This window comes from Pseudomonas sp. SDO5591_S426, from assembly GCF_054070755.1.
In genome coordinates this window covers 16,046-37,456 of record NZ_JBSVXD010000023.1, presented here as the reverse complement: position 1 = coordinate 37,456, position 21,411 = coordinate 16,046, and the positions used below count along the sequence as shown (strand labels likewise).

The following is a 21,411-nucleotide window of genomic DNA, read 5'->3' as shown; positions in this document are numbered from 1 at the left end:
GGGTGAAGCTCCATTTTAGTGCGACATCAGGTCGCAGAAGGACCGACGAACGGGTGAAGGTTACCATTTGCACGTGACAGAAAAACCAAACTGATATCACCTTTTTCTACGTTGTCCGTTCTCGTACTACTGAAGGAAGCTCCATGCCCATCGTTGTCGAGTCATTGAACCAAGCCACTGATCAAGATCGGCTGGATTTGCAGAAGATCTACCATGACGCCCCGCAGTGGCTGTTTACGCCGTTTACAGGGGCTGCGCAGCTGATTGAGGCCTGTTTACGGGACGGCTCGCTGATTGCCGGACGCTTCAATGATCGACTGTTGGGTGCGGCACGACTGCAACGGCACCCGGACGTTTGGCATCTGTCTTATTTGTGTGTAAGAAAAATCACCCGCCGTCGTGGCGTCGCGGAACGCCTGGTGCGAGAAGCACAGAGCATGGCCACGCAATCCGGCGCCGAATTGCGCCTGCTCGCGCCCGCCGGTCATCTGGAGGCCCAGGCGTTGGCGGCCAGCCTGAACGTGCCGCTGGATGCCCTGTCCGAGTGATCACTGACCGGTCGTCTCTTTTGGAGCGCTATACTCCCCGGCTAAATTTCGAATTCGACTAACTACAAGGACTCGCCCATGAAAGCGTTCGGCAAAATCCTGGGTCTGGTACTTCTCGGGCTGTTGCTGATCATTGTGGCGCTGGGCTTTGCCCTGACCCACCTCTTCGATCCCAACGACTACAAAGACGAGATTCGCCAGATTGCCCGCGACAAGGCCCACATCGAACTGACGCTCAATGGCGATATCGGCTGGAGCCTGTTCCCGTGGCTGGGCCTGGAATTGCACGACGCCGCTGTCGCGACCCTGGCCAAGCCCGCCGAGCCGTTCGCCGATTTGCAGATGCTCGGTCTGTCGGTCCGCGTGCTGCCGCTGTTGCGCCGTGAAGTGCAGATGAGCGATGTGCGCGTCGAAGGCCTGAACCTGCGCCTGAACCGCGACAAGGACGGCCACGGCAACTGGGAAGACATCGGCAAGGTGCCGAAACCTGCGACCACGGACACGCCGCCTGCAACCACCAGCGAACCTGAACCGCAAACCACCGCCCAAGCGGAGAAACCGGCGCAGCCGATTCGCCTGGACATCGACAGCCTGACCGTCAACAACGCCCGCGTTGAGTACAACGACGAAAAAACCGGCAAGCAGTTCAGCGCCGAAAGCATCCAGCTCAGCACCGGTCCGGTGCATGACTCCACCAACATACCGGTCAAGCTCACCGCGTTCCTCGGCACCAACCAGCCGGTTCTGCGAGTGCGCACCGAGCTCAATGGCGAGTTGCGTTTCGAGCGCGCATTGCAGCGCTACAAGCTTGAAGACATGAAACTGTCCGGTGAAGTGGCTGGCGATCCATTGCAAGGCAAGACCATGACCTTCGCCGCACAGGGCCAGTTGCTGCTGGACAAGGCTGCCAACGTCGCCGAATGGACCGGCATCAAAATTTCCGCCAACCAGCTTCGTGCGCTGGGTGAGCTGAAGGTTAACGACCTCGACAAGACGCCACAGGTCAGTGGCGGCCTGTCGATTGCCCAATTCGATCTGGCGAAATTCGTCGACAGCATCGGTCAGAAACTCCCGGCCATGGCCGAAGGCAGCCTGAGCAAAGTGGAACTGGCGACCCGGCTGACCGGTACGCCCACCAGCCTCACGCTGGATGACATCAACCTGAAACTCGATGACAGCACGTTCAGCGGTCGCATCGCCGTCGAGGACTTTGCCAAGCAATCGCTGCGAGCAACCCTCAAGGCAGATACCTTCAACGTCGACCGTTACCTCGCGCCGAAATCAGCCGAAGCCAACAGCGCCAAACAAGTGCGTCAGGCCGAAGTCGCCAGCACCGAAGCCGATGCCATGGCCGGCGCCGGCAGCACACCGCTGCCGCAATCCCCGACCAAAGAAGCGTGGAGCAACGAACGCCTGTTGCCGGTGGAACGCCTGAGCAAGCTGGATGTGGACGCTGACCTGACCTTCGGCCAGTTGACCCTGGAAAAACTGCCGATCCATAACGCGGTACTCAAGGCCAATGGCCAGGGCGGATTGCTGACGCTGGCGAGCCTGCGCGGCGATCTCTACGAAGGTAACTTCGAAGCCAAGGGCACCCTCGATGTGCGCCAGCAAGCGCCAGTGCTGAACATGCAGACGCAGATCAGCCGCGTACCTGCGGAAAAAATCCTCGAAAGCCAGGGCAAAGAACCACCCGTCAAAGGTCTGGTCACGCTCAACAGCACCCTGACCGGTACCGGCAACAGCCAGAAAGCGCTGATCGAAACCCTCAACGGCAACGCCAGTTTTGTCATCAACAATGGCGTGCTACTGAACGCCAACCTTGAACAACAGCTGTGCAAAGGCATCGCCACACTCAACCGTAAAAGTCTCAGCGGCGAGCCACGGGGCAAGGACACACCGTTCCAGGAACTCAAGGGCAACCTGAATTTCCGCAATGGCGTGGCCAGCAACCCGGACCTGAAAGTGCGCATCCCGGGCATGACCGTCAACGGCGACGGTGATGTCGACCTGCGGGTGCTGGGCATGGACTATCGCGTGGGCATCATCGTCGAAGGCGATACGAGCGCCATGCCGGACCCGGCCTGCCAGGTCGGCGACAGGTTTGTCGGCATCGAGTGGCCACTGCGTTGCCGTGGCCCGCTGGAGTTGGGCGCCAAGGCCTGTCGCCTGGATAACGAGCGCATGGGTCAGGTCGCCAGCAAACTGGCGGGCGAACGGATCAGCGAAAAGATCGACGAGAAACTGGGCGACAAGGTCAGCCCGGAACTCAAAGACGCGCTCAAGGGGCTGTTCAAGCGATGAGAGCCGAGCAGTTTTCAACGGCGGTGCTGGACTGGTTCGATCGCCACGGCCGCCACGATTTACCCTGGCAACAGGACATCAACCCGTATCGGGTATGGGTCTCGGAAATCATGTTGCAGCAGACTCAGGTCAGCACCGTGCTGAATTACTTCGACCGCTTCATGGCCTCGCTGCCGACGGTCGAAGCCTTGGCTGCTGCGCCGGAAGACGAAGTACTTCATCTGTGGACGGGGCTGGGTTACTACACCCGTGCGCGCAATCTGCAGAAGACCGCGAAGATCGTCGTCGAGCAGTACGGCGGCGAGTTTCCCCGGGACGTGGAAAAACTCACTGACCTGCCCGGCATCGGCCTGTCCACCGCCGGCGCGATCGCCAGCATCAGCATGGGCCTGCGCGCGCCGATCCTCGACGGCAACGTCAAACGCGTGCTGGCGCGCTTTACCGCGCAAGAGGGTTATCCCGGCGAGCCGAAGGTCGCCAAACAGCTCTGGGCGAATGCTGAGCGCTTCACGCCGCATGATCGGGTCAACGCCTACACCCAGGCGATGATGGACCTGGGCGCGACGCTCTGTACCCGCAGCAAACCGAGTTGCCTGCTTTGCCCGCTGGAACGGGGTTGCGAAGCCCACATGCTTGGCCTGGAAACCCGTTACCCGATCCCCAAGCCGCGCAAAGCCATTCCGCAAAAACGTACGTTGATGCCGATGCTCGCCAACGGTGAAGGGGCGATTCTGCTTTACCGTCGCCCTTCTACGGGCTTGTGGGGCGGTCTTTGGAGCCTGCCGGAACTCGATGACCTCGATGACCTGCAGCATCTGGCGACTCAGCACTCACTGGAACTGGGCGCGCAACAGGCGTTGCCGAGCCTGGTGCACACCTTCAGCCATTTTCAGTTATCCATCGAACCCTGGCTGGTTCAGGTCCAGGAGGCCGGCCATCACGTGGCCGAGGCCGACTGGCTCTGGTATAACCTCGCCACCCCGCCGCGCCTGGGCCTTGCCGCCCCGGTCAAAACCTTGCTCGAACGCGCGGCCGCCGTATTGAACGCAGGAGAGTCGTCATGACCCGCACCATCATGTGCCGCAAGTACAAAGAAGAATTGCCAGGCCTGGAACGCGCTCCGTTCCCGGGCGCCAAAGGCCAGGATATTTTCGACCACGTCTCGCAAAAGGCCTGGGCCGACTGGCAGAAGCACCAGACCCTGCTGATCAACGAAAAACGCCTGAACATGATGAACGCCGAAGACCGCAAATATCTTCAGGGCGAGATGGACAAGTTCTTTTCCGGCGAGGAATACGCCAAGGCCGAAGGCTACGTGCCGCCGTCGGAATAACCCCTCGATTTCGTAAGCGACGGAATTAATTTAAGAAATTTTAAAAAAGTCGTTGACGTAAATCCGAAAAACCCTTTTAATGCGCCCCGTTGCCCAGATAGCTCAGTCGGTAGAGCAGGGGATTGAAAATCCCCGTGTCGGCGGTTCGATTCCGTCTCTGGGCACCAAATACCGAAAACCCTGAATCGCAAGATTCAGGGTTTTTTTATGCCTGCGATTTGATGAGGCTCTGTTCCAGACCAGCTACGCGCCAGATGCAGTCTCCTTCCCCACTCCTATTGCCACAGCATCAAGTTCTCTCAGATCTATCAGAACGCTCTGCATGCTTTAACGGAAATGGATGACATACGCTGATCAGCGGATTAAGCAGAATCGGAGAAGGAGCTGCCGCATAACCGGGAGCAGATTCACAACAGGGATGTAGGCAATGACCGACGCCATTCAATCAGACGGCGAAACCGCAGAGTTTTTTACTGAGCAAGAGATCAGAATTTTCAACTTTGATGTTCGGCAATCAGTATTGCTTCACAAGTTCGCCGAAGAACTGGCCGCCATCGGCGGGCCGCAGGCACCAGGAGCCAAATCCAAAGCCTCACAGGCCGCCACCGAATTAAAACAGTCGTTTTCGAAACACCAATGCGAATTGCTGAGTACCTACTCAGATGGCCTTTTTTCCGCATTGATCTTTGAAGGGCTACAAAAAATCACCGATGCCAGCCCTCCAGATGAGCTGCCTGATCTCACATCCATGGAAAATCGCCACGACGTCCTTTGCCTGGCGGCACGCAATCAGATCTTGTTGAAACTCGTGGATAACAGTGCCTTTGCCTATGACATGGACAACGAAGGAAAACTGGTTCGATTAGTGGCCAACTTCAAAGGTGGCGGACTCATCAAAATCAATGCCGAGCCGGAATTCAAAGAACTGAGTTCCCATTCCGGTCTCGCACTTGGCCCGCATACCGAGGCGCCCTACTGGTGCGCAGTGAGTGCGAAAGACGGACACTCACCCTCACCCTCGTCGCTCATACTTTCTGCCTTGTGGAACCCGAGCCTGGAACCCACACGGGTCATTCCACTCCCTCCCATACTTGAAAAAATTGGCGTCACCAACTGCCTTGCTTTAACAACGGATAACTTCCAATTCACTCGTAGCGACTCCTTTGTAGGTGGCAAAGGGGAAGGTGGGCGCAACGTTTCGATTCTGGAATTCGACGACAAGGTAGGATTCGCAGCCCGCTTTAATTCCTATCGTTTTTCGGTCAATAGCAACGTCTCAAGCGTCGTCAAAGAAGCTTACCGCGCTCTATGCCAAGGTGTCGGCGAAGCAACTCCCGCTGAGTACACACTGACCCAGGAATCGGCGATGGCCATCAATAACATCCGGGCCCTGCACTGCCGCGATGTGATCAAAGACAACAGACGGGTGCTGATTCGTATTTTCGGTCTTTCTAAATTTGCTTCCTCTGTCGTTATTTCAGAGGACCCGCTACTGCTGCAAGGCTGACCTTCCAAGTGTTCCGGCTGTTGAACAGCCAGCCATGTAATTACTCGCCAATAACTAAAAAGAGAGAATCCAATGTCGTGGGATGTAATCGGCATGCTGGCGCTCGTCGCTTTTTGCGCCGGCTTTTTTGATGCGATTGCCGGTGGTGGCGGCTTGATCACCTTGCCTGCGTTGTTTCTAGCGGGTGTAGATCCGATCAGTGCCATTGCAACAAACAAGTTCCAGGCCGCTTCGGCAACCATTTCGGCAACCGCTACCTTTGCTCGCAAAGGAATGATCGAGTGGCGCGAAGGCCGTTTCCTGGTTATCTGCGGGTTTATTGGCGGTGCCAGTGGTGCCTTGCTGGTCAGCTCTATTGATAAGCGCTATCTGGAAGTGTGTGTGCCTATCATGCTGATGCTGGTGGCCATCTATTTTGCACTGTCTCCAAAGCTGGCCAATGAAGATCGACGCAGGAGAATCAGCATCCTGCTTTTTTCATTTACCGTTGCGCCGATCCTGGGCTTTTACGACGGTATTTTTGGTCCCGGTGTGGGGTCTTTCTTGATTGTCGGATTTGTACTTCTCTGCGGCCTGGGCATGATGCGGGCCATGAGTTTTACCAAACTGGCCAACGCCTCCTGCAATCTCGGTGCTCTGTCGGTCTTTATCACCAAAGGTGTGATTATCTGGCCGGTAGCTATAGCCATGGCTTTAGCGGCCTTCCTAGGCGCCCAGTTGGGCGCACGAGCAGCTGTTCGGGTCGGACCACGATTGATCAAACCCATGTTGATCGTGGTCTGCTGCGCCTTGGCCATCAAGCTGCTGAGTGTAGAAACCAACCCTTTACGCGTTGCAGTCATCAAGACATTGGCATCCTTGTGATCGCCACGTCGGTAACGACCTTGCTCGGCGCCTGACGATACACCCACTCCACGCCTCAGATACCAGAGCCCTCTAAATTGCAAAACCGGAGGGCTTCTGTGCGTGAATAAACCTCTGCAAAAAACAATACTCGTCACCATCACGCAGCTGTAGTAGCGTTGTGCCACAAATTCAACGTACGCCACGGAAAACGGCCGAGTTGAACAGATGCAATCCACTGCCCAATCCGCAGTTGGACCACGCAGAAAAAAGGACAGACAACAACGCATGGATAGCCTCCCCCGCCACACCCTCCCTTGCGTTAACCACAACTCGTTGTAACGCCACACACCCCCAAAATCACAGGACATGGAAGAGTTATGTCAACAATCAATGAGCTGAAAGATAAAATCGATACGAAAACACTGAATATGTTTCTGTTGTCGGTCGCCACTGCGGGCATTTATCTTATTTTGTGGATGTACAGAAATAACCAGATCATCAGTGAAACCACCAAGGTACGAGTGGTCTACGACAACTACATCATCTGGCTTGCTGTTTGTGTTGGCTTGAGTGGTGCATTCGCCAATCTGGGCGATGTGCTTTTTGACTCGATATCCGGAATTTGTACCATTGCTTCCGCCGTGCTGTACATCGTATGGGCATACAAGGCTAAACGCGCGCTCTCGGAATATGCGCTCAACGAGCACAAGATCGACCTGCGCATGAACGCCTTCTACACATTCCTGTTCAACGTGTATTACATCAACTACTGCATCAACGACCTGCCTGAAGAACAGCGCAAGCAACAGATTCTCAGAGGCCAGGTGTCGCAAGCCTGATTACAGAGAACGACATCGAGAGCAGGGGGAGACTTTCCTCCTGCTCTAGCCGCTGCATTTACTCGTCACCGTTCCAATGGAAGACGAGATTGCGCGCCGCCCCGCTGCCGATATCCGCCGTATCACGCCGTTCCTCGCCATTGCGCGTGGCAACGACTGTGTATTTGCCGGCAGGCAACTGCACATAAACCAGCGGACCAGCCTGACTCAACGTCAACACCGTCTGCCCCGGCGCTTTCTGAACAAGTACATCCACATCGGGAATGTATTTGTTTTCCGGACCGACAGAGAACGTCATGTGCAAGTTGTAGCCCGTGGCTTGTTGAATAGCTCTGGATTCATCCTCGCCAATCCCCCCGGACAAGTAAGCAATCCCGTTCTGCTCCTGCCTCTGAACCTGCACACCCGAGCTGTCGACAGGCTCAATACTGGTAGCTGTCAGTAGGGTGGGGAACAGCAAAACGCCGACTGTGGCGAGGGGCAACATCAGTGAATGGACGTACTTCATGATGACGACTCCCGGGCTCTACAGAACCTAATCGTTACTTGAATTTTGATTTCCCGAGGAGTGGTGGGGTTTTAGATCGATTTGAACTTGGGCTGAATGCGAAAAGTACTACACGAATAACGCCTGAAACCTGACCTGCCATCAGCGCGGTCCTGCCGGCAAACGCGGAATTTTCTGCTGTTTTCTCAGCTGCACCCTGCATCGTCGACGAGCGAGCAGTGCTTGATCAGCGACTCAATCAAATTTCGTGATAGTAACGACGGATTGTCCATATGCAGTGGCAAGACTATCTTTGGCATCTCCCCGCAAAGGTCCGAAGCCAATGAACTTGCAGGACATGCCCTTTCTGGCTCCCACTCAAATCGAACTGCCGCTGACAACAGACGCAATTGCCGAGCCCTTCAAGCAACCTGCCGCCGACGGCTTCATCCTTGGCGGTTTCACTTGGCGACGCGTTGCACGGGACACCTCCCGCCCAGTCGTCATCATCAACGCCGCCACCTCCGTCCGCTGCCGCCATTACTCACGTTTCGCCGACTACCTGTTCGCTAACGGCTTCGACGTCATCACCTACGACTACCGCGGCATCGGCGAATCGCGTCCGGCATCGCTCAAGGGGCTTGAGGCTACATGGACCGATTGGGGAGCGTTGGATTTCGAGGCGATGCTCAAACGCGCACAGCGTGAATTCCCCGGTCAGCCTGTCGATGTGGTCGGCCACAGCTTTGGCGGCTGTGCAGCGGGCCTGGGAGCCTCAGGTCACCTTATCCGGCGACTGGTGACCGTTGGCGCGCAGTTCGCTTACTGGCGCGATTATGCGCCGGCCCACCGCTGGCGGATGTTCGGCAAATGGCATGTGGTGATGCCGCTGGTGACGATGATTTGCGGTTACTTTCCCGGCAAGCGCTTCGGCTGGCTGGAAGATACGCCCGCCGGCGTTGTCCGTGACTGGAGCACGCCGACTGCCCGTTTCGAAACTCGCCCCAGCGGCCATGCAATCAACGCCGCCAAAGGGCGCCTGCCCTTCGCAACCGTCAACGCGCAAATCCTCGCGATCAGCATCAGCGACGACCCTTACGGCACCATTCCGGCCATCGAACGCCTGCTTGCCTACTTTACCGGCAGCGACAATACCCACCTGCGCATCACCCCCGAAGACATCGGCGAGACAGAAGTTGGACATTTCGCCTTTTTTCGCAGCGCATACCAAGCCACACTATGGCCCATTGCATTGTCCTGGCTGCAAACCGGCGAACTGGCCCCCGATACACCCGGGCGGACAGTCCCGCGCAACTGAGCCACTGCCCTTTCAACGAATTACGGAACGACGACCATGGCCTCCGCCAACAAGCAGCAAAAACGCGCCTCTCGCGCCAAGGCCAAGGCCAAGCAGAACCGCACCCAACGCGCCGCCGCGCCGGTCGAGCTGGACCCGAACGACGATCGCATCGATTTCGAATCGGTGGACCTGACCGACCTGTTCAAAGAAATGATCGATGCACAAAAGATCAGCCAACAAGCAATGTGTGCAGCCTTTCTTGAACACCCGCTGCTCGCACTGGTGCTGGAGCAGGAGGGCGAAGAAACAGCGACAGACTTCATCATCGCTGCACTGATCGAGTATCGCCAATGGTCTACCGAAGCGGATGAAGCCAGCGCCCTGGCGTGGATCGAGTCCCCGGCCTTCCAGACTGACTACGTAACGGCGTCCGAAGTCATCGCAGCCCAAAACCAACAGAAACCGAACTGAGTTCCCATGGCCTCCCTGAACAAGCAACAGAAACGCGCCAAGCGTGCAAAAGCCAAAGCCAAGCAGATCCGCATGGTCGGCAGAAAATCGATTGTAGATCAGGATCTGCCCGATTTCGGCGAGCCGATCCCTGAGTACACCCTGGCGATGTTCAGCAAAATGCGCGACGCGGAAGCCGTCAGCCGCAGCGAAATGCTCTCGGTCTTGCTGACGAACCTCGCCGTTATCATCATCGACCATCCAGAACTGCTGGACATGGAAAACGCCGACGACGAAGGCATGGCCGCCACCCACCTGGCTGCCGACATGCTGATCGACTACCGCATGTGGGCCGATGGCATGGACCGAGAAACCGCCCAGGCCTGGCTCAGCGAGCCGCAATTCATCACCGACTTCGGCGATGCCCTGGACGCCTACACCCAGTCTCTGGATGCGCCGGAAGAAAAAGCCGAGTAACCACTTGGCTTCGGCAAACAAAACGGCCGCTTGTCATCACTGACAGCGGCCGTTTTAGTTGGAGCCAGACCAATCGCGACCCTTGGTCCGAATGCACGTATATCCCATTGACATATCCCACCTGGATCTTATTCTGGGCCACATAGCGACAGCATCAGCGCTGGAGGTCCGTAATGGAACAAACCACCCTTTTCATGAGTAACCGAAGCCAGGCTGTTCGCCTGCCTAAGGCCGTAGCAATGCCGAGCGATGTGAAACGCGTCGATGTGGTCGCCATCGGCAGAACCCGTATCATCACTCCTGCCGGTGAAAGCTGGGACAGTTGGTTCGACGGCGACAGTGTTACGACAGACTTCATGACTGACCGTGAGCAACCTGCCGACCAGGAGCGCGAGTCGTTCTGATGATCAAGTACATGCTCGATACAAACATCTGCATCTTTACCATCAAGAACAAACCTCAAACCGTGCGCGAGGCATTCAACCGCCATCACGGCCAGCTCTGTATCAGCGCCGTCACGTTGATGGAGTTGATATACGGCGCAGAAAAATCTGCTGCCCCGGAAAGAAACCTGGCGGTCATAGAAGGGTTTGCAGCTCGACTTGAGGTCCTGCCTTTTGATAATGATGCCGCGGCGCATACGGGAATGATTCGAGCCGAACTGGCCAAGAACGGCACGCCCATCGGGCCTTATGACCACATGATTGCCGGACATGCGCGTTCACGCGGGTTCATTGTCGTGACAAATAATGTAAGAGAGTTTGAGCGAGTGCCGGGAATACGGGTGGAAGACTGGGTTACCACCGGCTGACTGAGCATGCTTTCTGAAATAAAAACGGCCGCTTGTCATCACTGACAGCGGCCGTTTTTATTTCAGCCAGAGTACTTAGTGCGCGACTGCCGCGACCAGTTTCTCATTGCGACGACGGCGGGCCACCAGCAAGCCGGCAGCCACCACCATCAGGCTCAACAACCCTGTGGCGATGATTTCCACACGGTGGGCATCCTGGAACAGCATGATGGTCAGGGCCGCGACGATGAAGACAATTACCGCGTAGGTCAGGCCCGGGAACAGCCACATGCTGAAGACGATTTTTTCACCGCGAGCCATGCGTTGTTTGCGCATGCGCAGTTGCGAGATCGCGATCACCAGATACACCAGCAGTGCAATGGCACCGGAGCTGGCCAGCAGGAACTCGAACACCGCAGCCGGGGCCACGTAGTTGGCGAATGTGGCCAGGAACGCCGCGCCAGTGGACAACATCACGGCCCAGTACGGCGTACCGCTTTTATTGGTGCGCGTGGACATCGCCGGTGCATCACCGCGTTTGCCCAGGGAGAACAGCATGCGCGACGAGGTGTAGAGCGCCGAGTTCAGGCAGCTGGTCACAGCAACCAGCACCACAATATCGACGATCATCTTGGCGTTCGGGATGCCCATGCGATCAAGTACGGTCTGGTAAGAACCGACGCTGGCCAGAATCGGGTCGTTCCATGGCACCAGGGCCACAACGATGAAGATCGATACGAGGTAGAACAAGCCGATCCGCCAGATCACCGAGTTGGTGGCCTTGGAAATTTGCTTGCCTGGGTCTTTCGATTCCGCGGCCGCAATGGTCACGATTTCGGTACCCATGAAGGAGAACATGGTGGTCAGAATGGCACCCAGCACCGCGCCCATGCCGTTTGGCAGGAAGCCTTGGGTATCGAACAAATGCGAAACGCCGCTGACCTGACTGTTCGGCAGGAAGCCAAAGATCGCTGCCAAGCCGAGAATAATAAAGCCAATGATCGCCAATACTTTGATCAGGGCGAACCAGAACTCGAACTCACCGTAGTTCTTCACGCTAAACAGGTTGGTCACGGTCAGCAGCATCGTGATGACCAGCGCGAAAGCCCAGATGTCCACACCCGGGAACCAGGCGTGCAGGATAGTCGCGGCGGCGTTGGCCTCCAGCGGGATCACCAGAACCCAGAACCACCAGTACAACCAGCCGATGGTGAAACCGGCCCAGTGACCGATCGCCCGATCGGCATAAGTAGAGAAGGAGCCAGTGTCCGGTGAGGCAACAGCCATTTCACCGAGCATGCGCATCACCAACACCACCAGCATACCGGCGGCCGCGTAGGCCAACAGCACAGCCGGGCCTGCTGCAGCGATGGCGTGGCCCGAGCCAACGAACAGGCCGGCGCCGATAACCCCGGCGATCGACAGCATGGTCACATGACGCGGTTTGAGCCCCTGTTCGAGGCCGTTAGAGCTTTGGGTACTGCTCATTGAAACTACCTTTGTAAGGAAAAGCGAATGCATGCATCCCGCCTGGAAATCTCTTCTGTAAAAAGAAACCAACGGGGCGTTCCGGAATCTGCACGCAATAATTACGCCAAAATGTTTCAAAACCCTCTAGTTCGGCGACTTGGGACCTGACCGGACAGTCATCGCAAGTCATTGAAAGTAATAGCACTTTGCCAGAACGTTACCCTGCGACTCACTTAAAAGACGAAACAGCGCTCCGGAAACACACCCGCTAATGGCTCAATGCACAATAAAAGTGCAGATCAACAACGTTTGGCCGGGTTAGCGCTTCACACCCCCCGCCAAAGCTGGCAACATCGCGCCCTTTTTTACGCGACAGCCACCGCGCTTTACCTGAAAGAAGGGTTCAAACGGCTGTTCGGTTGTTGATGGGGCGACAGTCTGCTGTGCCGATGCGACAACCTGCCACATGCCACCCGTTTACTGCCCGTAGCGCTGTTGGCTGCCTTTGAAACGCTATGCTAGGTTGGCCGCCTCGCCAGGAAGGCCACCAACAGCAGGAGCGAATACACAATGAGGAACGCACATGGCTGAGGCCACGCCCGCGCTTGAAATCCGCAACTTGCACAAACGCTACGGCTCGCTGGAGGTGCTAAAAGGCATCTCGCTGACCGCCCGCGACGGCGACGTGATCTCGATCCTCGGCTCCTCCGGCTCCGGCAAGTCCACGTTCCTGCGTTGCATCAACCTGCTGGAAAACCCGCATCAGGGCCAGATCCTGGTGGCCGGCGAAGAACTCAAGCTCAAGGCCGCCAAGAACGGCGAACTGGTTGCTGCCGACGGTAAGCAGATCAACCGCCTGCGCAGCGAGATTGGTTTTGTGTTTCAAAACTTTAATCTGTGGCCGCACATGAGCGTGCTCGACAACATCATCGAAGCCCCGCGCCGCGTGCTCGGCCAGAGCAAGGCAGAAGCCATCGAAGTCGCCGAAGCCTTGCTGGCCAAGGTCGGCATCGCCGACAAGCGCCATGCTTACCCGGCGCAGTTGTCCGGTGGACAGCAACAACGCGCCGCCATCGCCCGCACGCTGGCCATGCAGCCCAAGGTCATCCTGTTCGACGAGCCCACCTCGGCGCTTGACCCGGAAATGGTCCAGGAAGTACTTAATGTCATCCGCGCACTGGCAGAAGAAGGCCGCACCATGCTGCTGGTCACCCATGAAATGGGTTTTGCCCGTCAGGTTTCCAGCGAAGTGGTGTTCCTCCACCAGGGCCTGGTAGAAGAGCAAGGATCGCCACAGCAGGTGTTTGAAAACCCGCTTTCGGCGCGCTGCAAACAATTCATGTCCAGCAACCGCTAACGGAGCTACCCACATGCAGAACTACAAAAAGGTCTTCCTGGCTGCCGCCGTCACCCTGGCGTTCAGCGCCGGTGCCATGGCCGAAACCCTGAAGATGGGCATCGAAGCGGCTTACCCGCCGTTCAACAACAAAGATGCCAGTGGCAATGTCGTCGGCTTCGACAAGGAAATCGGCGACGCCCTGTGCGCCAAGATGAAAGTCGAGTGCACCGTGGTCACGTCCGACTGGGACGGCATCATCCCCGCCCTGAACGCCAAGAAGTTCGACTTCCTGATTTCCTCGATGTCGATCACCGACGAGCGCAAGCAAGCGGTGGACTTCACCGAACCGTACTACTCCAACAAGCTGCAATTCATTGCGCCGAAGACCGTCGACTTCAAAACCGACAAGGCTTCCCTGAAAGGCAAAGTGATCGGCGCCCAGCGCGCAACCCTGGCGGGTACCTGGCTGGAAGACAACATTGGTGACGACATCACCATCAAGCTCTACGACACCCAGGAAAACGCCTACCTCGACCTGACTTCCGGTCGCCTGGACGGCATCCTGGCCGACAAGTACGTCAACTATGAGTGGCTGAAAAGCGACGCCGGCAAATCCTATGAATTCAAGGGTGACCCGGTAGAAGAAAGCGACAAGATCGGTATCGCCGTTCGTAAAAACGATCCTATCCGCGAGAAGCTGAACGTCGCGCTGAAAGAAATCGTTGCTGACGGCACCTACAAGAAGATCAACGACAAGTACTTCCCGTTCAGCATCTATTGATACTGACCTGCCTGGCCGGCGCCTGAGGGCGCCGGTTCTCGGCCTTGCCTGCCGCGATTTGAAAAGAAATCCATGATTATCGACCTCTACGGATTCGGCCCGGCGCTCGCCGCTGGCGCGCTGATGACTGTGAAACTGGCACTCTCGGCCTTGTGCCTGGGGCTGGTGCTCGGTCTGCTCGGCGCCTTGGCCAAGACTTCCCCATACAAGCCGCTGCAATGGCTTGGCGGCACTTATTCGACCCTGGTGCGCGGCATCCCGGAATTGCTCTGGGTACTGTTGATCTACTTCGGTACGGTCAACCTGATGCGCGCCCTGGGTGAGTTCTTCGGCAATCCCGACCTGGAACTCAACGCCTTCGCCGCCGGCGTGATCGCGCTCGGCCTGTGCTTCGGCGCCTACGCCACGGAAGTGTTTCGTGGCGCGATCCTCGCCATTCCCAAAGGCCATCGTGAGGCCGGCGTGGCCCTGGGCCTGTCGAAGTGGCGCATCTTCACCAGGTTGATCATGCCGCAGATGTGGCGTATCGCCCTGCCCGGCCTGGGCAACCTGTTCATGATCCTGATGAAGGACACCGCGCTGGTGTCGGTGATCGGCCTGGAAGAAATCATGCGTCACGCGCAAATCGGCGTGACCGTGTCCAAGCAGCCGTTCACCTTCTATATGGTGGCCGCGTTCATGTATCTGGGCCTGACCGTTCTAGCCATGACCGGCATGCACTTCCTGGAAAAACGCGCCGCTCGCGGCTTCGCGAGGAGCACCCAATGAACTGGGAAGTCATCATCAAGTGGCTACCGAAACTGGCCCAGGGCGCGACCCTGACCCTGGAGCTTGTCGCCATTGCCGTTATCGCTGGCCTGCTGCTGGCAATTCCGCTGGGTATCGCTCGCTCGTCGCGCCTGTGGTGGGTGCGCGCATTTCCCTACGGCTACATCTTCTTTTTCCGTGGCACGCCGTTGCTGGTTCAGCTGTTCCTGGTCTACTACGGCCTGGCGCAGTTCGACGTGATCCGCAACAGTTCGATGTGGCCTTACCTGCGCGATCCGTTCTGGTGCGCCACGGCGACCATGACCCTGCACACCGCGGCCTACATCGCCGAGATCCTGCGCGGCGCCATTCAGGCGATTCCACCGGGCGAGATCGAAGCAGCGCGAGCCTTGGGCATGTCCAAACCCAAAGCGCTGTTCTACATCATCCTGCCCCGTGCGGCGCGCATCGGCCTGCCGGCCTACAGCAACGAAGTGATCCTGATGCTCAAGGCCAGCGCCCTGGCCAGCACCGTGACCTTGCTGGAACTGACCGGCATGGCCCGCACCATCATTGCCCGGACCTACCTGCCCGTGGAGATCTTCTTCGCCGCCGGCATGTTCTACCTGCTGATGGCTTATGTGCTCGTGCGCGGCTTCAAGCTGCTGGAGCGCTGGCTGCGCGTCGATGCCTGCCAAGGGCGTTGATTCCCACGTGCTGACGGGCGAGGACCTGCTCGCCCGCTTCACCGCGCTGGATGCTTTTCTGATAGAGCATCAGGCGCTGTGGAAGCCGCGGCCGTTCACTTATCTGCATCTTCCCTGGGAAACCTCCTACCCCGAGTTGGCCGGTTGGCTACGCGGGCGCTCGCTGGAGGATGCGGAAAACAGTCATAACCAACCTTGCCTGCTTGATGCGCCAGAGCCATTTGCGACCCTGGCGCAGATATCCCTTGCCCTGAGCGCTGTGGATGAATTGCCCGTTCATGCACTGGAAGCCGCGGGTCATCGACTGAACGTCGATGTTCCGGGCCGCAAGTGGCAGCAGATCGAAGCCTTCGCCAGTCGCTTGCAGTTTGCCGAAGCGCCAAGGCATTGGCTGGATTGGTGTTCAGGCAAAGGACACTTGGGGCGACGCCTGCTGCAAACGGGGCAACAACTGACCTGCCTGGAATACGACCCAACGCTGGTTGCCAGCGGCCAGGCACTCAGCCAGCGTCATCATTTGCATGCGCTGCATGTCGAACAGGATGTACTCGCGGCCAACACGGCTTCGTTATTGAAGTCAGAACATACGCCCGTTGCACTGCACGCCTGCGGCGATCTGCATGTGCAACTGATCCAGCTCGCCAGTGCGGCGGGGTGCAAGCAACTCGCCATCGCCCCTTGCTGTTACAACCGGATCAGTCTGACCCATTACTCGCCGATTTCCTCGGCCGCCCAAGACTCTGACCTACAGCTGTCCCTCGACGATCTCGCGCTGCCGATGAGTGAAACCGTCACCGCTGGCGCTCGCGTGCGACGTCAACGCGATATGTCCATGGCCCGGCGACTGGGGTTCGACCTGTTACAGCGAGAGCTGCGCGGTGTTGACGAGTATCTACCCACCCCTTCCCTGCCGAGCGCATGGCTCGATAAATCGTTTGCCGACTACTGCCATCATTTGGCCTCAATCAAAGAGTTATCCACAATCGGCCCGCAGGATTGGCCAGCCCGGGAAGCCGCCGGCTGGCAGCGCTTGGCACATGTGCGCAATCTTGAGCTGCTGCGCGGACTTTTCCGACGCCCGCTGGAGCTTTGGCTGGTGCTTGATCGGGCGCTTTTCCTGCGTAATCAAGGCTACGAAGTTCGTCTCGGCACCTTCTGCGAAACCCCGCTCACACCGCGCAATTTCCTGCTGCTGGCAGAACGCGGATAAATCACTACAGCCTGTGGATAACTCTGTTGATGAAAATATCATGGATCCAATATTTACAGCTGTTTCAGGGGTGGAACGATACTGTTCAGTTTTCGTACACTTGAATAAAAAACCCGTAAAACAGTGATTTGCGTGCTGATGAGAACGGATCCACAAATTCGTCATATAGCCCGTGCAATGCAAATCCCGTTGTGCATAAGCATCCGATCAAAAGGACATAACTGCCGAAATAGAGGTGCTTGTGCAGAAAATGCTGGGGAACTCGTGAGGTGCCGGTCGCAGGTTTTCGACCTGGATTTTCCAGCGCTCGATTACCCCTATGGAGCGCCCGACATCGACGATGGAAGCAAATCCAAAAATAGTCAGAATTCAGGGGTTTACAGAACCTCTCCAATCGCTATAATCGTCGCCCTGACACGCCGGTATAGCTCAGATGGTAGAGCAACTGACTTGTAATCAGTAGGTCCCGGGTTCGATTCCTGGTGCCGGCACCATACAAGGTTCCAGAGAAGGCTTTCAAAATCTCTGAAACCCCCGAAAAACCCGCCTTCCGGCGGGTTTTTTCGTTTTGGCGTTCCATCGGTTTCCGTCAGAAACTAGTGGATTCCAACCGTTTTAAGGGTAGAGTTTGGGATATAGGTCACTTCGATAAAAGGGAGTACCCTTATGTCGCGCACCACAGCTCCGCTCTCCGACGCAGCTTGCCGCTTGGCAAAACCTACAGACCGCGCCTACAAGCTTTTCGACGGCGATGGCCTCTACCTCCTAGTCCAACCCAATGGCCGCAAAGGCTGGCGGCTCCGTTACGTCAAACCCGACGGACGGGAAGGACTGACCTCGTTCGGCAACTACCCCGTCATTGGCCTCGCCGATGCGCGCCGCAAGCGCTTGGAGGTCAAGCGAATGCTGGCGGATGGCATTGATCCCATAGAGACCAAGCACCAAGCCAAGGCGGAAGCCGTGATCAAAGGCAGAACCTTTGAAAGCGTTGCGCTGGACTGGCACACGGAAATGTCGGCCAAGTGGGCACCAGGCCACTCCAAGACTGTGATGAGCCGCCTCAAAACCCACGTTTTCCCGCTGATCGGCACCCGCGCCATTGTCGACCTCGACACTCATGACCTTATGCAACCCTTGGAAGAGATCAAGAAGCGCGGAACGATAGACGTTGCTTTAAGGGTACAAAACTACCTGCAGAGCATCATGCGCGAGGCAAAGCGCCTCCGGCTTATCACCATAAACCCTGCTTACGATCTCGAAGGCTCGATCAAAGCCCCGCGGGTGGTACATCGCCCCGCTCTACCCTTATCGCGACTGCCTGAACTACAGGAACGGATCGACACTTACAAAGGCCGGGCACTTACCCGTCTGACGGTGATGCTGTCGCTGCATGTATTTGTACGATCCAGCGAGCTGCGTTTCGCACGCTGGAGCGAGTTCGACCTCAAGCGCGGCACCTGGGAGATACCGGACACTCGCCCCGCGCTGGAAGGAGTACCCTTTTCCACAAGGGGTACGAAGATGGCAGGGGATATCCATTTAGTACCCTTATCGCCGCAAGCAGTGGCGCTACTCGAAAAAATCCATGCACTCACAGGCAAATTCGCATTGGTCTTCGCAGGGGATGCCAAACCCTGGAAGCCCATGTCCGAAAATACCGTGAACAACGCGCTTCGGACGATGGGATACGACACCAAAACCGATATCTGCGGGCATGGGTTCCGTTCGATGGCCTGCAGCGCACTGATCGAGTCAGGATTGTGGTCGGAGACAGCCATTGAGCGGCAGATGAGCCACAAGGAGCGCAACAACGTCCGCGCCGCTTACATCCACAAGGCCGAGTTCATTGAGGAGCGCAGGCTGATCATGAACTGGTGGAGCCGGTATCTGGAGGCTAACCGGCAGGAGTATGTCACTCCACACGAATTTGCAAACCAGACCGGGACGAACGTCACGCGGCTCAAGGCGAAAAGCCGCTCGAGGGAGTAGGCCGTTAACCTACTCCTCGTCCTGTCCACCAATGTGCGCTTTGTACGCCTGCCTTTCATGAGTCGGCTTGGACGGAAATGCCAACTGAATCTGCCTACTTTTCACCATTCCATTCAGGTACTGCTGACGGAGGGCATCAGGACTGCGCTTTACCAAATTAGCCAACACGTTGAGCGTCAGATAATGCTCCTTGCATAGGGTGATAATCACCTGTTGCATACGATCCTTTTGCATGCGCTCTCGATTGCGCGGTTCCTCAGCCAGTATTTCGAGCTTTTCTCGAAACCCTGCATCAAGCCTGTCCAAAGCATCGATCAGCGGCGCGTCAATATGATCGCTCAACAAGCAGCCATCATCGTTTCGCTGCATTTCCAGCTCGACCTTATGTTCGGAGCTACCTGCGTTATGTTCGGAGCTAGCCCCGTTATGTTCGGAGCTGCCGGCGTAATGTTCGGAGCTCTGCAGCGGACCTGCGAACACTTGCTCCGGCGTAGGCAGTTGCTCACCCGGCAGGTGATAAATCATGCCCCGTGAGCGCCCGTCGGGCACAAGGAATCCCTCGCGTACCAACCGCGCAAGCAGTTGGCTCAAGTCATGAGCATGGGTATCACAAATCTCAAGGAGACGATTATGGCTGACCACCCGCTCAATCGCGGCCGTGGCCAAAATCAACCTGGCAGTATGTTCCAAGCTCTCGAAACGAACCCCAAATCGCTCTCGTAACTGCTCCACCACCCCTTCTGGAAGCAAGTCCAACATGCGAAGCTCAAGCAGGGTTTGCTCGGGCTCGGGCTTTTCATAAAGGGCTGGCGGTCGCCAATGCTGGCTGCGCCACCCGCTGTAGATTTTTGGAACCCCAGAACCACCACGCTCGCCAAGGCCGATAAGAAGAAACATTTGGTGCATTAGCCTGTTCCGGCAATCGCTGGTACCACCTTGCAACACCTGCTCAAGGGGTAAACGTAAGCCGCCAGGATTGCGAAAGCCAAACAAGTCAGGACGCTTCACGACTAACACAGAAACCCGCCCGGTATAGTCGGCATGGACCAAGGTATTAACCAAAGCCTCGCGCAGAGCTTCATGTACCGGTGTGTCATCCTGGCGCTGATCACCTTTGAGAGCGAACGGTACCTTTAAGTCCTCAACCAACTTGCGATAAACCCGCCGGTAGAAATCAAACAGATTTCCTGACCAGGTTCCATCAGGGACGAGCCTATCCACCCAACGTAGTTCTGTTTTGGCGTACGGCCGCTCCTGATAGTCCACAAAGTAATGCGGCACACTCTCTTGGATCGAAAGCCAGCGTCCGAACATTAGTAAACCTGCCAGAGTCAGCCCTTCGACTCCGTTCGCTCGGTCCTTTCGCCAGCCGCCTATCTGTCGGAGAAACTCAATCCCTTGGTGCTCCAGCGCTGGATGGCCTGGCTTTATGTCGCTAAGCATCTGGCGGTAGATACGCAGACTGTCCGGATCGATGTCTGCGAAGTCGTAATTTGGCAAAATCCGCTCGTCCCGACAGTCCTCCACTTGCTCTGCGAACATGCGGCGAACATCTTCCTCAGAGCAACGCCGATCACCCTCATGTAATCGACGATAAGTGTTACCTAGCGGCTGACCATTGAGAAATACCGGCTTCTGCTTACGCGAAGCCGCCGGGATTTTCACTTCAAGTACCTGCTTGCCCTCCAGCTCTCTGACGACCACCTCCCGGTCAGTCAGCAGATTGACACTGACCTTGGCCGGATTGTTGAGGGTATTGAACAGGTCAGTACGTACTTTCTCGATATTTGATAGGCCTGCAACGCTGAACCGCCCATCCTTCTCGCGCACGCCAAGCAGTACTACCCCACCCTGAGTGTTAGCAAAAGCGGAGTAGGTTAACCAGAAATCCTTAGGCAACTCTCCCTTCCCATCCTGCCCCTGAGCGAGCTTGCATTCGAGCTCGACAGATTCAACCAGCGAGGGCAGGTCTTCAAGAGTGTGGGGATTGAGTGACATCAAAGACTTCCTAAATGATCAGCCTGCTTCACGTAGCTGCAAAAGGTCGAAGAAAAGACATACGTGCGGGGATTGTACTCAGTCTTCCATAGTCGCACGCAACTCGACGAGCGGAGACTGATCACCAACTGGTGGAGCCGATTCCCAGTCACCAATTAGCAGGAGGATGTCACTCCTCACGACTTTGCACGAACATCACACGGCCAAAAGCTAATCGCGGCGCAGCAAAGTAAGCGTACGGTCTCGAAATCTCGATGATCCGCTTGTCCACGCGGGTCCATCCAAACAG

At 56.9% G+C, this 21,411-nt stretch carries 21 protein-coding genes and 2 tRNA genes; 20 read left to right on the top strand and 3 right to left on the bottom strand.

Features of this window, described 5'->3' with window-relative positions; genetic code table 11:
* Positions 1 to 143 precede the first annotated feature (143 nt).
* The 8 genes from ACW9JC_RS07630 to ACW9JC_RS07595 all read left to right on the top strand — a co-directional run bounded on the left by ACW9JC_RS07630 (position 144) and on the right by ACW9JC_RS07595 (position 7,377).
* A complete protein-coding gene (locus ACW9JC_RS07630; protein WP_338584239.1) occupies positions 144 to 548 on the top strand; it encodes an acetyl-CoA sensor PanZ family protein in 405 nt (134 codons plus the stop codon).
* Positions 549 to 626: 78 nt separating this feature from the next.
* Entirely contained in the window at positions 627 to 2,852 is a 2,226-nt protein-coding gene (locus tag ACW9JC_RS07625) for an AsmA family protein (protein ID WP_457454459.1), read from the top strand.
* On the top strand, positions 2,849 to 3,916 hold the full coding sequence (gene mutY / locus ACW9JC_RS07620) for an A/G-specific adenine glycosylase (protein WP_457454458.1): 1,068 nt from the start codon (positions 2,849 to 2,851) through the stop codon (positions 3,914 to 3,916). The genes ACW9JC_RS07625 and mutY overlap by 4 nt, the downstream gene beginning before the upstream one ends.
* On the top strand, positions 3,913 to 4,185 hold the full coding sequence (locus ACW9JC_RS07615) for an oxidative damage protection protein (protein WP_338584236.1): 273 nt from the start codon (positions 3,913 to 3,915) through the stop codon (positions 4,183 to 4,185). Before mutY ends, ACW9JC_RS07615 begins: the two co-directional genes overlap by 4 nt.
* A 91-nt stretch (positions 4,186 to 4,276) precedes the next feature.
* Positions 4,277 to 4,352, top strand: a tRNA-Phe gene (locus ACW9JC_RS07610).
* Positions 4,353 to 4,612: 260 nt separating this feature from the next.
* On the top strand, positions 4,613 to 5,692 hold the full coding sequence (locus tag ACW9JC_RS07605; RefSeq protein WP_457454456.1) for a hypothetical protein: 1,080 nt from the start codon (positions 4,613 to 4,615) through the stop codon (positions 5,690 to 5,692).
* 72 nt (positions 5,693 to 5,764) lie between these two features.
* The gene (locus ACW9JC_RS07600; protein ID WP_457454454.1) at positions 5,765 to 6,556 is read left to right on the top strand and encodes a TSUP family transporter; all 792 of its coding nucleotides are present in this window, start codon (positions 5,765 to 5,767) and stop codon (positions 6,554 to 6,556) included.
* 359 nt (positions 6,557 to 6,915) lie between these two features.
* Positions 6,916 to 7,377: a hypothetical protein gene (locus ACW9JC_RS07595; protein WP_457454453.1), complete on the top strand. Its 462-nt coding sequence runs from the start codon at positions 6,916 to 6,918 to the stop codon at positions 7,375 to 7,377.
* Between the two features lie 58 nt (positions 7,378 to 7,435).
* Here the strand turns inward: ACW9JC_RS07595 and ACW9JC_RS07590 are convergent, their stop codons facing one another.
* A complete protein-coding gene (locus ACW9JC_RS07590; protein WP_457454451.1) occupies positions 7,436 to 7,885 on the bottom strand; it encodes a carboxypeptidase regulatory-like domain-containing protein in 450 nt (149 codons plus the stop codon).
* 322 nt (positions 7,886 to 8,207) lie between these two features.
* Here ACW9JC_RS07590 and ACW9JC_RS07585 point away from each other — a divergent pair, with 322 nt between their 5' ends.
* The 5 genes from ACW9JC_RS07585 to vapC all read left to right on the top strand — a co-directional run bounded on the left by ACW9JC_RS07585 (position 8,208) and on the right by vapC (position 10,902).
* Positions 8,208 to 9,182 (top strand): alpha/beta hydrolase family protein, encoded by a 975-nt coding sequence (locus ACW9JC_RS07585; RefSeq protein WP_457454449.1) that lies wholly within the window; start codon positions 8,208 to 8,210, stop codon positions 9,180 to 9,182.
* A 36-nt stretch (positions 9,183 to 9,218) separates the two neighbouring features.
* On the top strand, positions 9,219 to 9,635 hold the full coding sequence (locus tag ACW9JC_RS07580; RefSeq protein ID WP_457454448.1) for a hypothetical protein: 417 nt from the start codon (positions 9,219 to 9,221) through the stop codon (positions 9,633 to 9,635).
* 6 nt (positions 9,636 to 9,641) lie between these two features.
* A complete protein-coding gene (locus tag ACW9JC_RS07575; RefSeq protein WP_457454447.1) occupies positions 9,642 to 10,091 on the top strand; it encodes a hypothetical protein in 450 nt (149 codons plus the stop codon).
* Positions 10,092 to 10,264: 173 nt separating this feature from the next.
* Positions 10,265 to 10,495, top strand: a complete 231-nt coding sequence (vapB, locus tag ACW9JC_RS07570; RefSeq protein ID WP_457454446.1) for a type II toxin-antitoxin system VapB family antitoxin — start codon at positions 10,265 to 10,267, stop codon at positions 10,493 to 10,495.
* Positions 10,495 to 10,902, top strand: a complete 408-nt coding sequence (gene vapC, locus ACW9JC_RS07565; RefSeq protein ID WP_457454445.1) for a type II toxin-antitoxin system tRNA(fMet)-specific endonuclease VapC — start codon at positions 10,495 to 10,497, stop codon at positions 10,900 to 10,902. The genes vapB and vapC overlap by 1 nt, the downstream gene beginning before the upstream one ends.
* A 75-nt stretch (positions 10,903 to 10,977) precedes the next feature.
* On the opposite strand, the gene gabP is transcribed toward vapC, so the two are convergent.
* Positions 10,978 to 12,369, bottom strand: a complete 1,392-nt coding sequence (gene gabP / locus ACW9JC_RS07560) for a GABA permease (protein ID WP_457454443.1) — start codon at positions 12,367 to 12,369, stop codon at positions 10,978 to 10,980.
* 565 nt (positions 12,370 to 12,934) lie between these two features.
* On the opposite strand from gabP, the gene ACW9JC_RS07555 reads away from it, so the two are divergent.
* The 7 genes from ACW9JC_RS07555 (at position 12,935) to ACW9JC_RS07525 (ending at position 19,124) form a co-directional block, all read left to right on the top strand.
* A complete protein-coding gene (locus ACW9JC_RS07555) occupies positions 12,935 to 13,708 on the top strand; it encodes an ABC transporter ATP-binding protein (RefSeq protein WP_007972784.1) in 774 nt (257 codons plus the stop codon).
* 13 nt (positions 13,709 to 13,721) lie between these two features.
* On the top strand, positions 13,722 to 14,471 hold the full coding sequence (locus ACW9JC_RS07550) for an ABC transporter substrate-binding protein (protein ID WP_338584228.1): 750 nt from the start codon (positions 13,722 to 13,724) through the stop codon (positions 14,469 to 14,471).
* A 72-nt stretch (positions 14,472 to 14,543) separates the two neighbouring features.
* On the top strand, positions 14,544 to 15,239 hold the full coding sequence (locus tag ACW9JC_RS07545; RefSeq protein ID WP_457454441.1) for an ABC transporter permease: 696 nt from the start codon (positions 14,544 to 14,546) through the stop codon (positions 15,237 to 15,239).
* Entirely contained in the window at positions 15,236 to 15,925 is a 690-nt protein-coding gene (locus tag ACW9JC_RS07540; protein ID WP_095192339.1) for an ABC transporter permease, read from the top strand. Before ACW9JC_RS07545 ends, ACW9JC_RS07540 begins: the two co-directional genes overlap by 4 nt.
* Entirely contained in the window at positions 15,906 to 17,135 is a 1,230-nt protein-coding gene (locus ACW9JC_RS07535; RefSeq protein WP_457454439.1) for a methyltransferase, read from the top strand. The genes ACW9JC_RS07540 and ACW9JC_RS07535 overlap by 20 nt, the downstream gene beginning before the upstream one ends.
* 418 nt (positions 17,136 to 17,553) lie before the next feature.
* A tRNA-Thr gene (locus ACW9JC_RS07530) sits at positions 17,554 to 17,629 on the top strand.
* Positions 17,630 to 17,801: 172 nt separating this feature from the next.
* On the top strand, positions 17,802 to 19,124 hold the full coding sequence (locus ACW9JC_RS07525) for a tyrosine-type recombinase/integrase (RefSeq protein WP_457454438.1): 1,323 nt from the start codon (positions 17,802 to 17,804) through the stop codon (positions 19,122 to 19,124).
* A gap of 9 nt (positions 19,125 to 19,133) precedes the next feature.
* Here ACW9JC_RS07525 and ACW9JC_RS07520 read toward each other — a convergent pair whose 3' ends face one another.
* Positions 19,134 to 21,122, bottom strand: a complete 1,989-nt coding sequence (locus ACW9JC_RS07520) for an RNA-binding domain-containing protein (protein ID WP_457454437.1) — start codon at positions 21,120 to 21,122, stop codon at positions 19,134 to 19,136.
* Positions 21,123 to 21,411 lie beyond the last annotated feature (289 nt).

Coding starts and splice junctions, on each gene's coding strand:
- ACW9JC_RS07550 (WP_338584228.1), top strand. CDS start 13,722: ATGCAGAACTACAAAAAGGTCTTCCTGGCTGCCGCCGTCACCCTGGCG.
- ACW9JC_RS07535 (WP_457454439.1), top strand. CDS start 15,906: ATGCCTGCCAAGGGCGTTGATTCCCACGTGCTGACGGGCGAGGACCTG.
- ACW9JC_RS07545 (WP_457454441.1), top strand. CDS start 14,544: ATGATTATCGACCTCTACGGATTCGGCCCGGCGCTCGCCGCTGGCGCG.
- ACW9JC_RS07540 (WP_095192339.1), top strand. CDS start 15,236: ATGAACTGGGAAGTCATCATCAAGTGGCTACCGAAACTGGCCCAGGGC.
- mutY (WP_457454458.1), top strand. CDS start 2,849: ATGAGAGCCGAGCAGTTTTCAACGGCGGTGCTGGACTGGTTCGATCGC.
- ACW9JC_RS07595 (WP_457454453.1), top strand. CDS start 6,916: ATGTCAACAATCAATGAGCTGAAAGATAAAATCGATACGAAAACACTG.
- ACW9JC_RS07520 (WP_457454437.1), bottom strand. CDS start 21,122: ATGTCACTCAATCCCCACACTCTTGAAGACCTGCCCTCGCTGGTTGAA.
- ACW9JC_RS07585 (WP_457454449.1), top strand. CDS start 8,208: ATGAACTTGCAGGACATGCCCTTTCTGGCTCCCACTCAAATCGAACTG.
- ACW9JC_RS07630 (WP_338584239.1), top strand. CDS start 144: ATGCCCATCGTTGTCGAGTCATTGAACCAAGCCACTGATCAAGATCGG.
- ACW9JC_RS07605 (WP_457454456.1), top strand. CDS start 4,613: ATGACCGACGCCATTCAATCAGACGGCGAAACCGCAGAGTTTTTTACT.
- ACW9JC_RS07575 (WP_457454447.1), top strand. CDS start 9,642: ATGGCCTCCCTGAACAAGCAACAGAAACGCGCCAAGCGTGCAAAAGCC.
- gabP (WP_457454443.1), bottom strand. CDS start 12,369: ATGAGCAGTACCCAAAGCTCTAACGGCCTCGAACAGGGGCTCAAACCG.
- ACW9JC_RS07555 (WP_007972784.1), top strand. CDS start 12,935: ATGGCTGAGGCCACGCCCGCGCTTGAAATCCGCAACTTGCACAAACGC.
- ACW9JC_RS07590 (WP_457454451.1), bottom strand. CDS start 7,885: ATGAAGTACGTCCATTCACTGATGTTGCCCCTCGCCACAGTCGGCGTT.
- ACW9JC_RS07615 (WP_338584236.1), top strand. CDS start 3,913: ATGACCCGCACCATCATGTGCCGCAAGTACAAAGAAGAATTGCCAGGC.
- ACW9JC_RS07580 (WP_457454448.1), top strand. CDS start 9,219: ATGGCCTCCGCCAACAAGCAGCAAAAACGCGCCTCTCGCGCCAAGGCC.
- ACW9JC_RS07625 (WP_457454459.1), top strand. CDS start 627: ATGAAAGCGTTCGGCAAAATCCTGGGTCTGGTACTTCTCGGGCTGTTG.
- vapC (WP_457454445.1), top strand. CDS start 10,495: ATGATCAAGTACATGCTCGATACAAACATCTGCATCTTTACCATCAAG.
- vapB (WP_457454446.1), top strand. CDS start 10,265: ATGGAACAAACCACCCTTTTCATGAGTAACCGAAGCCAGGCTGTTCGC.
- ACW9JC_RS07525 (WP_457454438.1), top strand. CDS start 17,802: ATGTCGCGCACCACAGCTCCGCTCTCCGACGCAGCTTGCCGCTTGGCA.
- ACW9JC_RS07600 (WP_457454454.1), top strand. CDS start 5,765: ATGTCGTGGGATGTAATCGGCATGCTGGCGCTCGTCGCTTTTTGCGCC.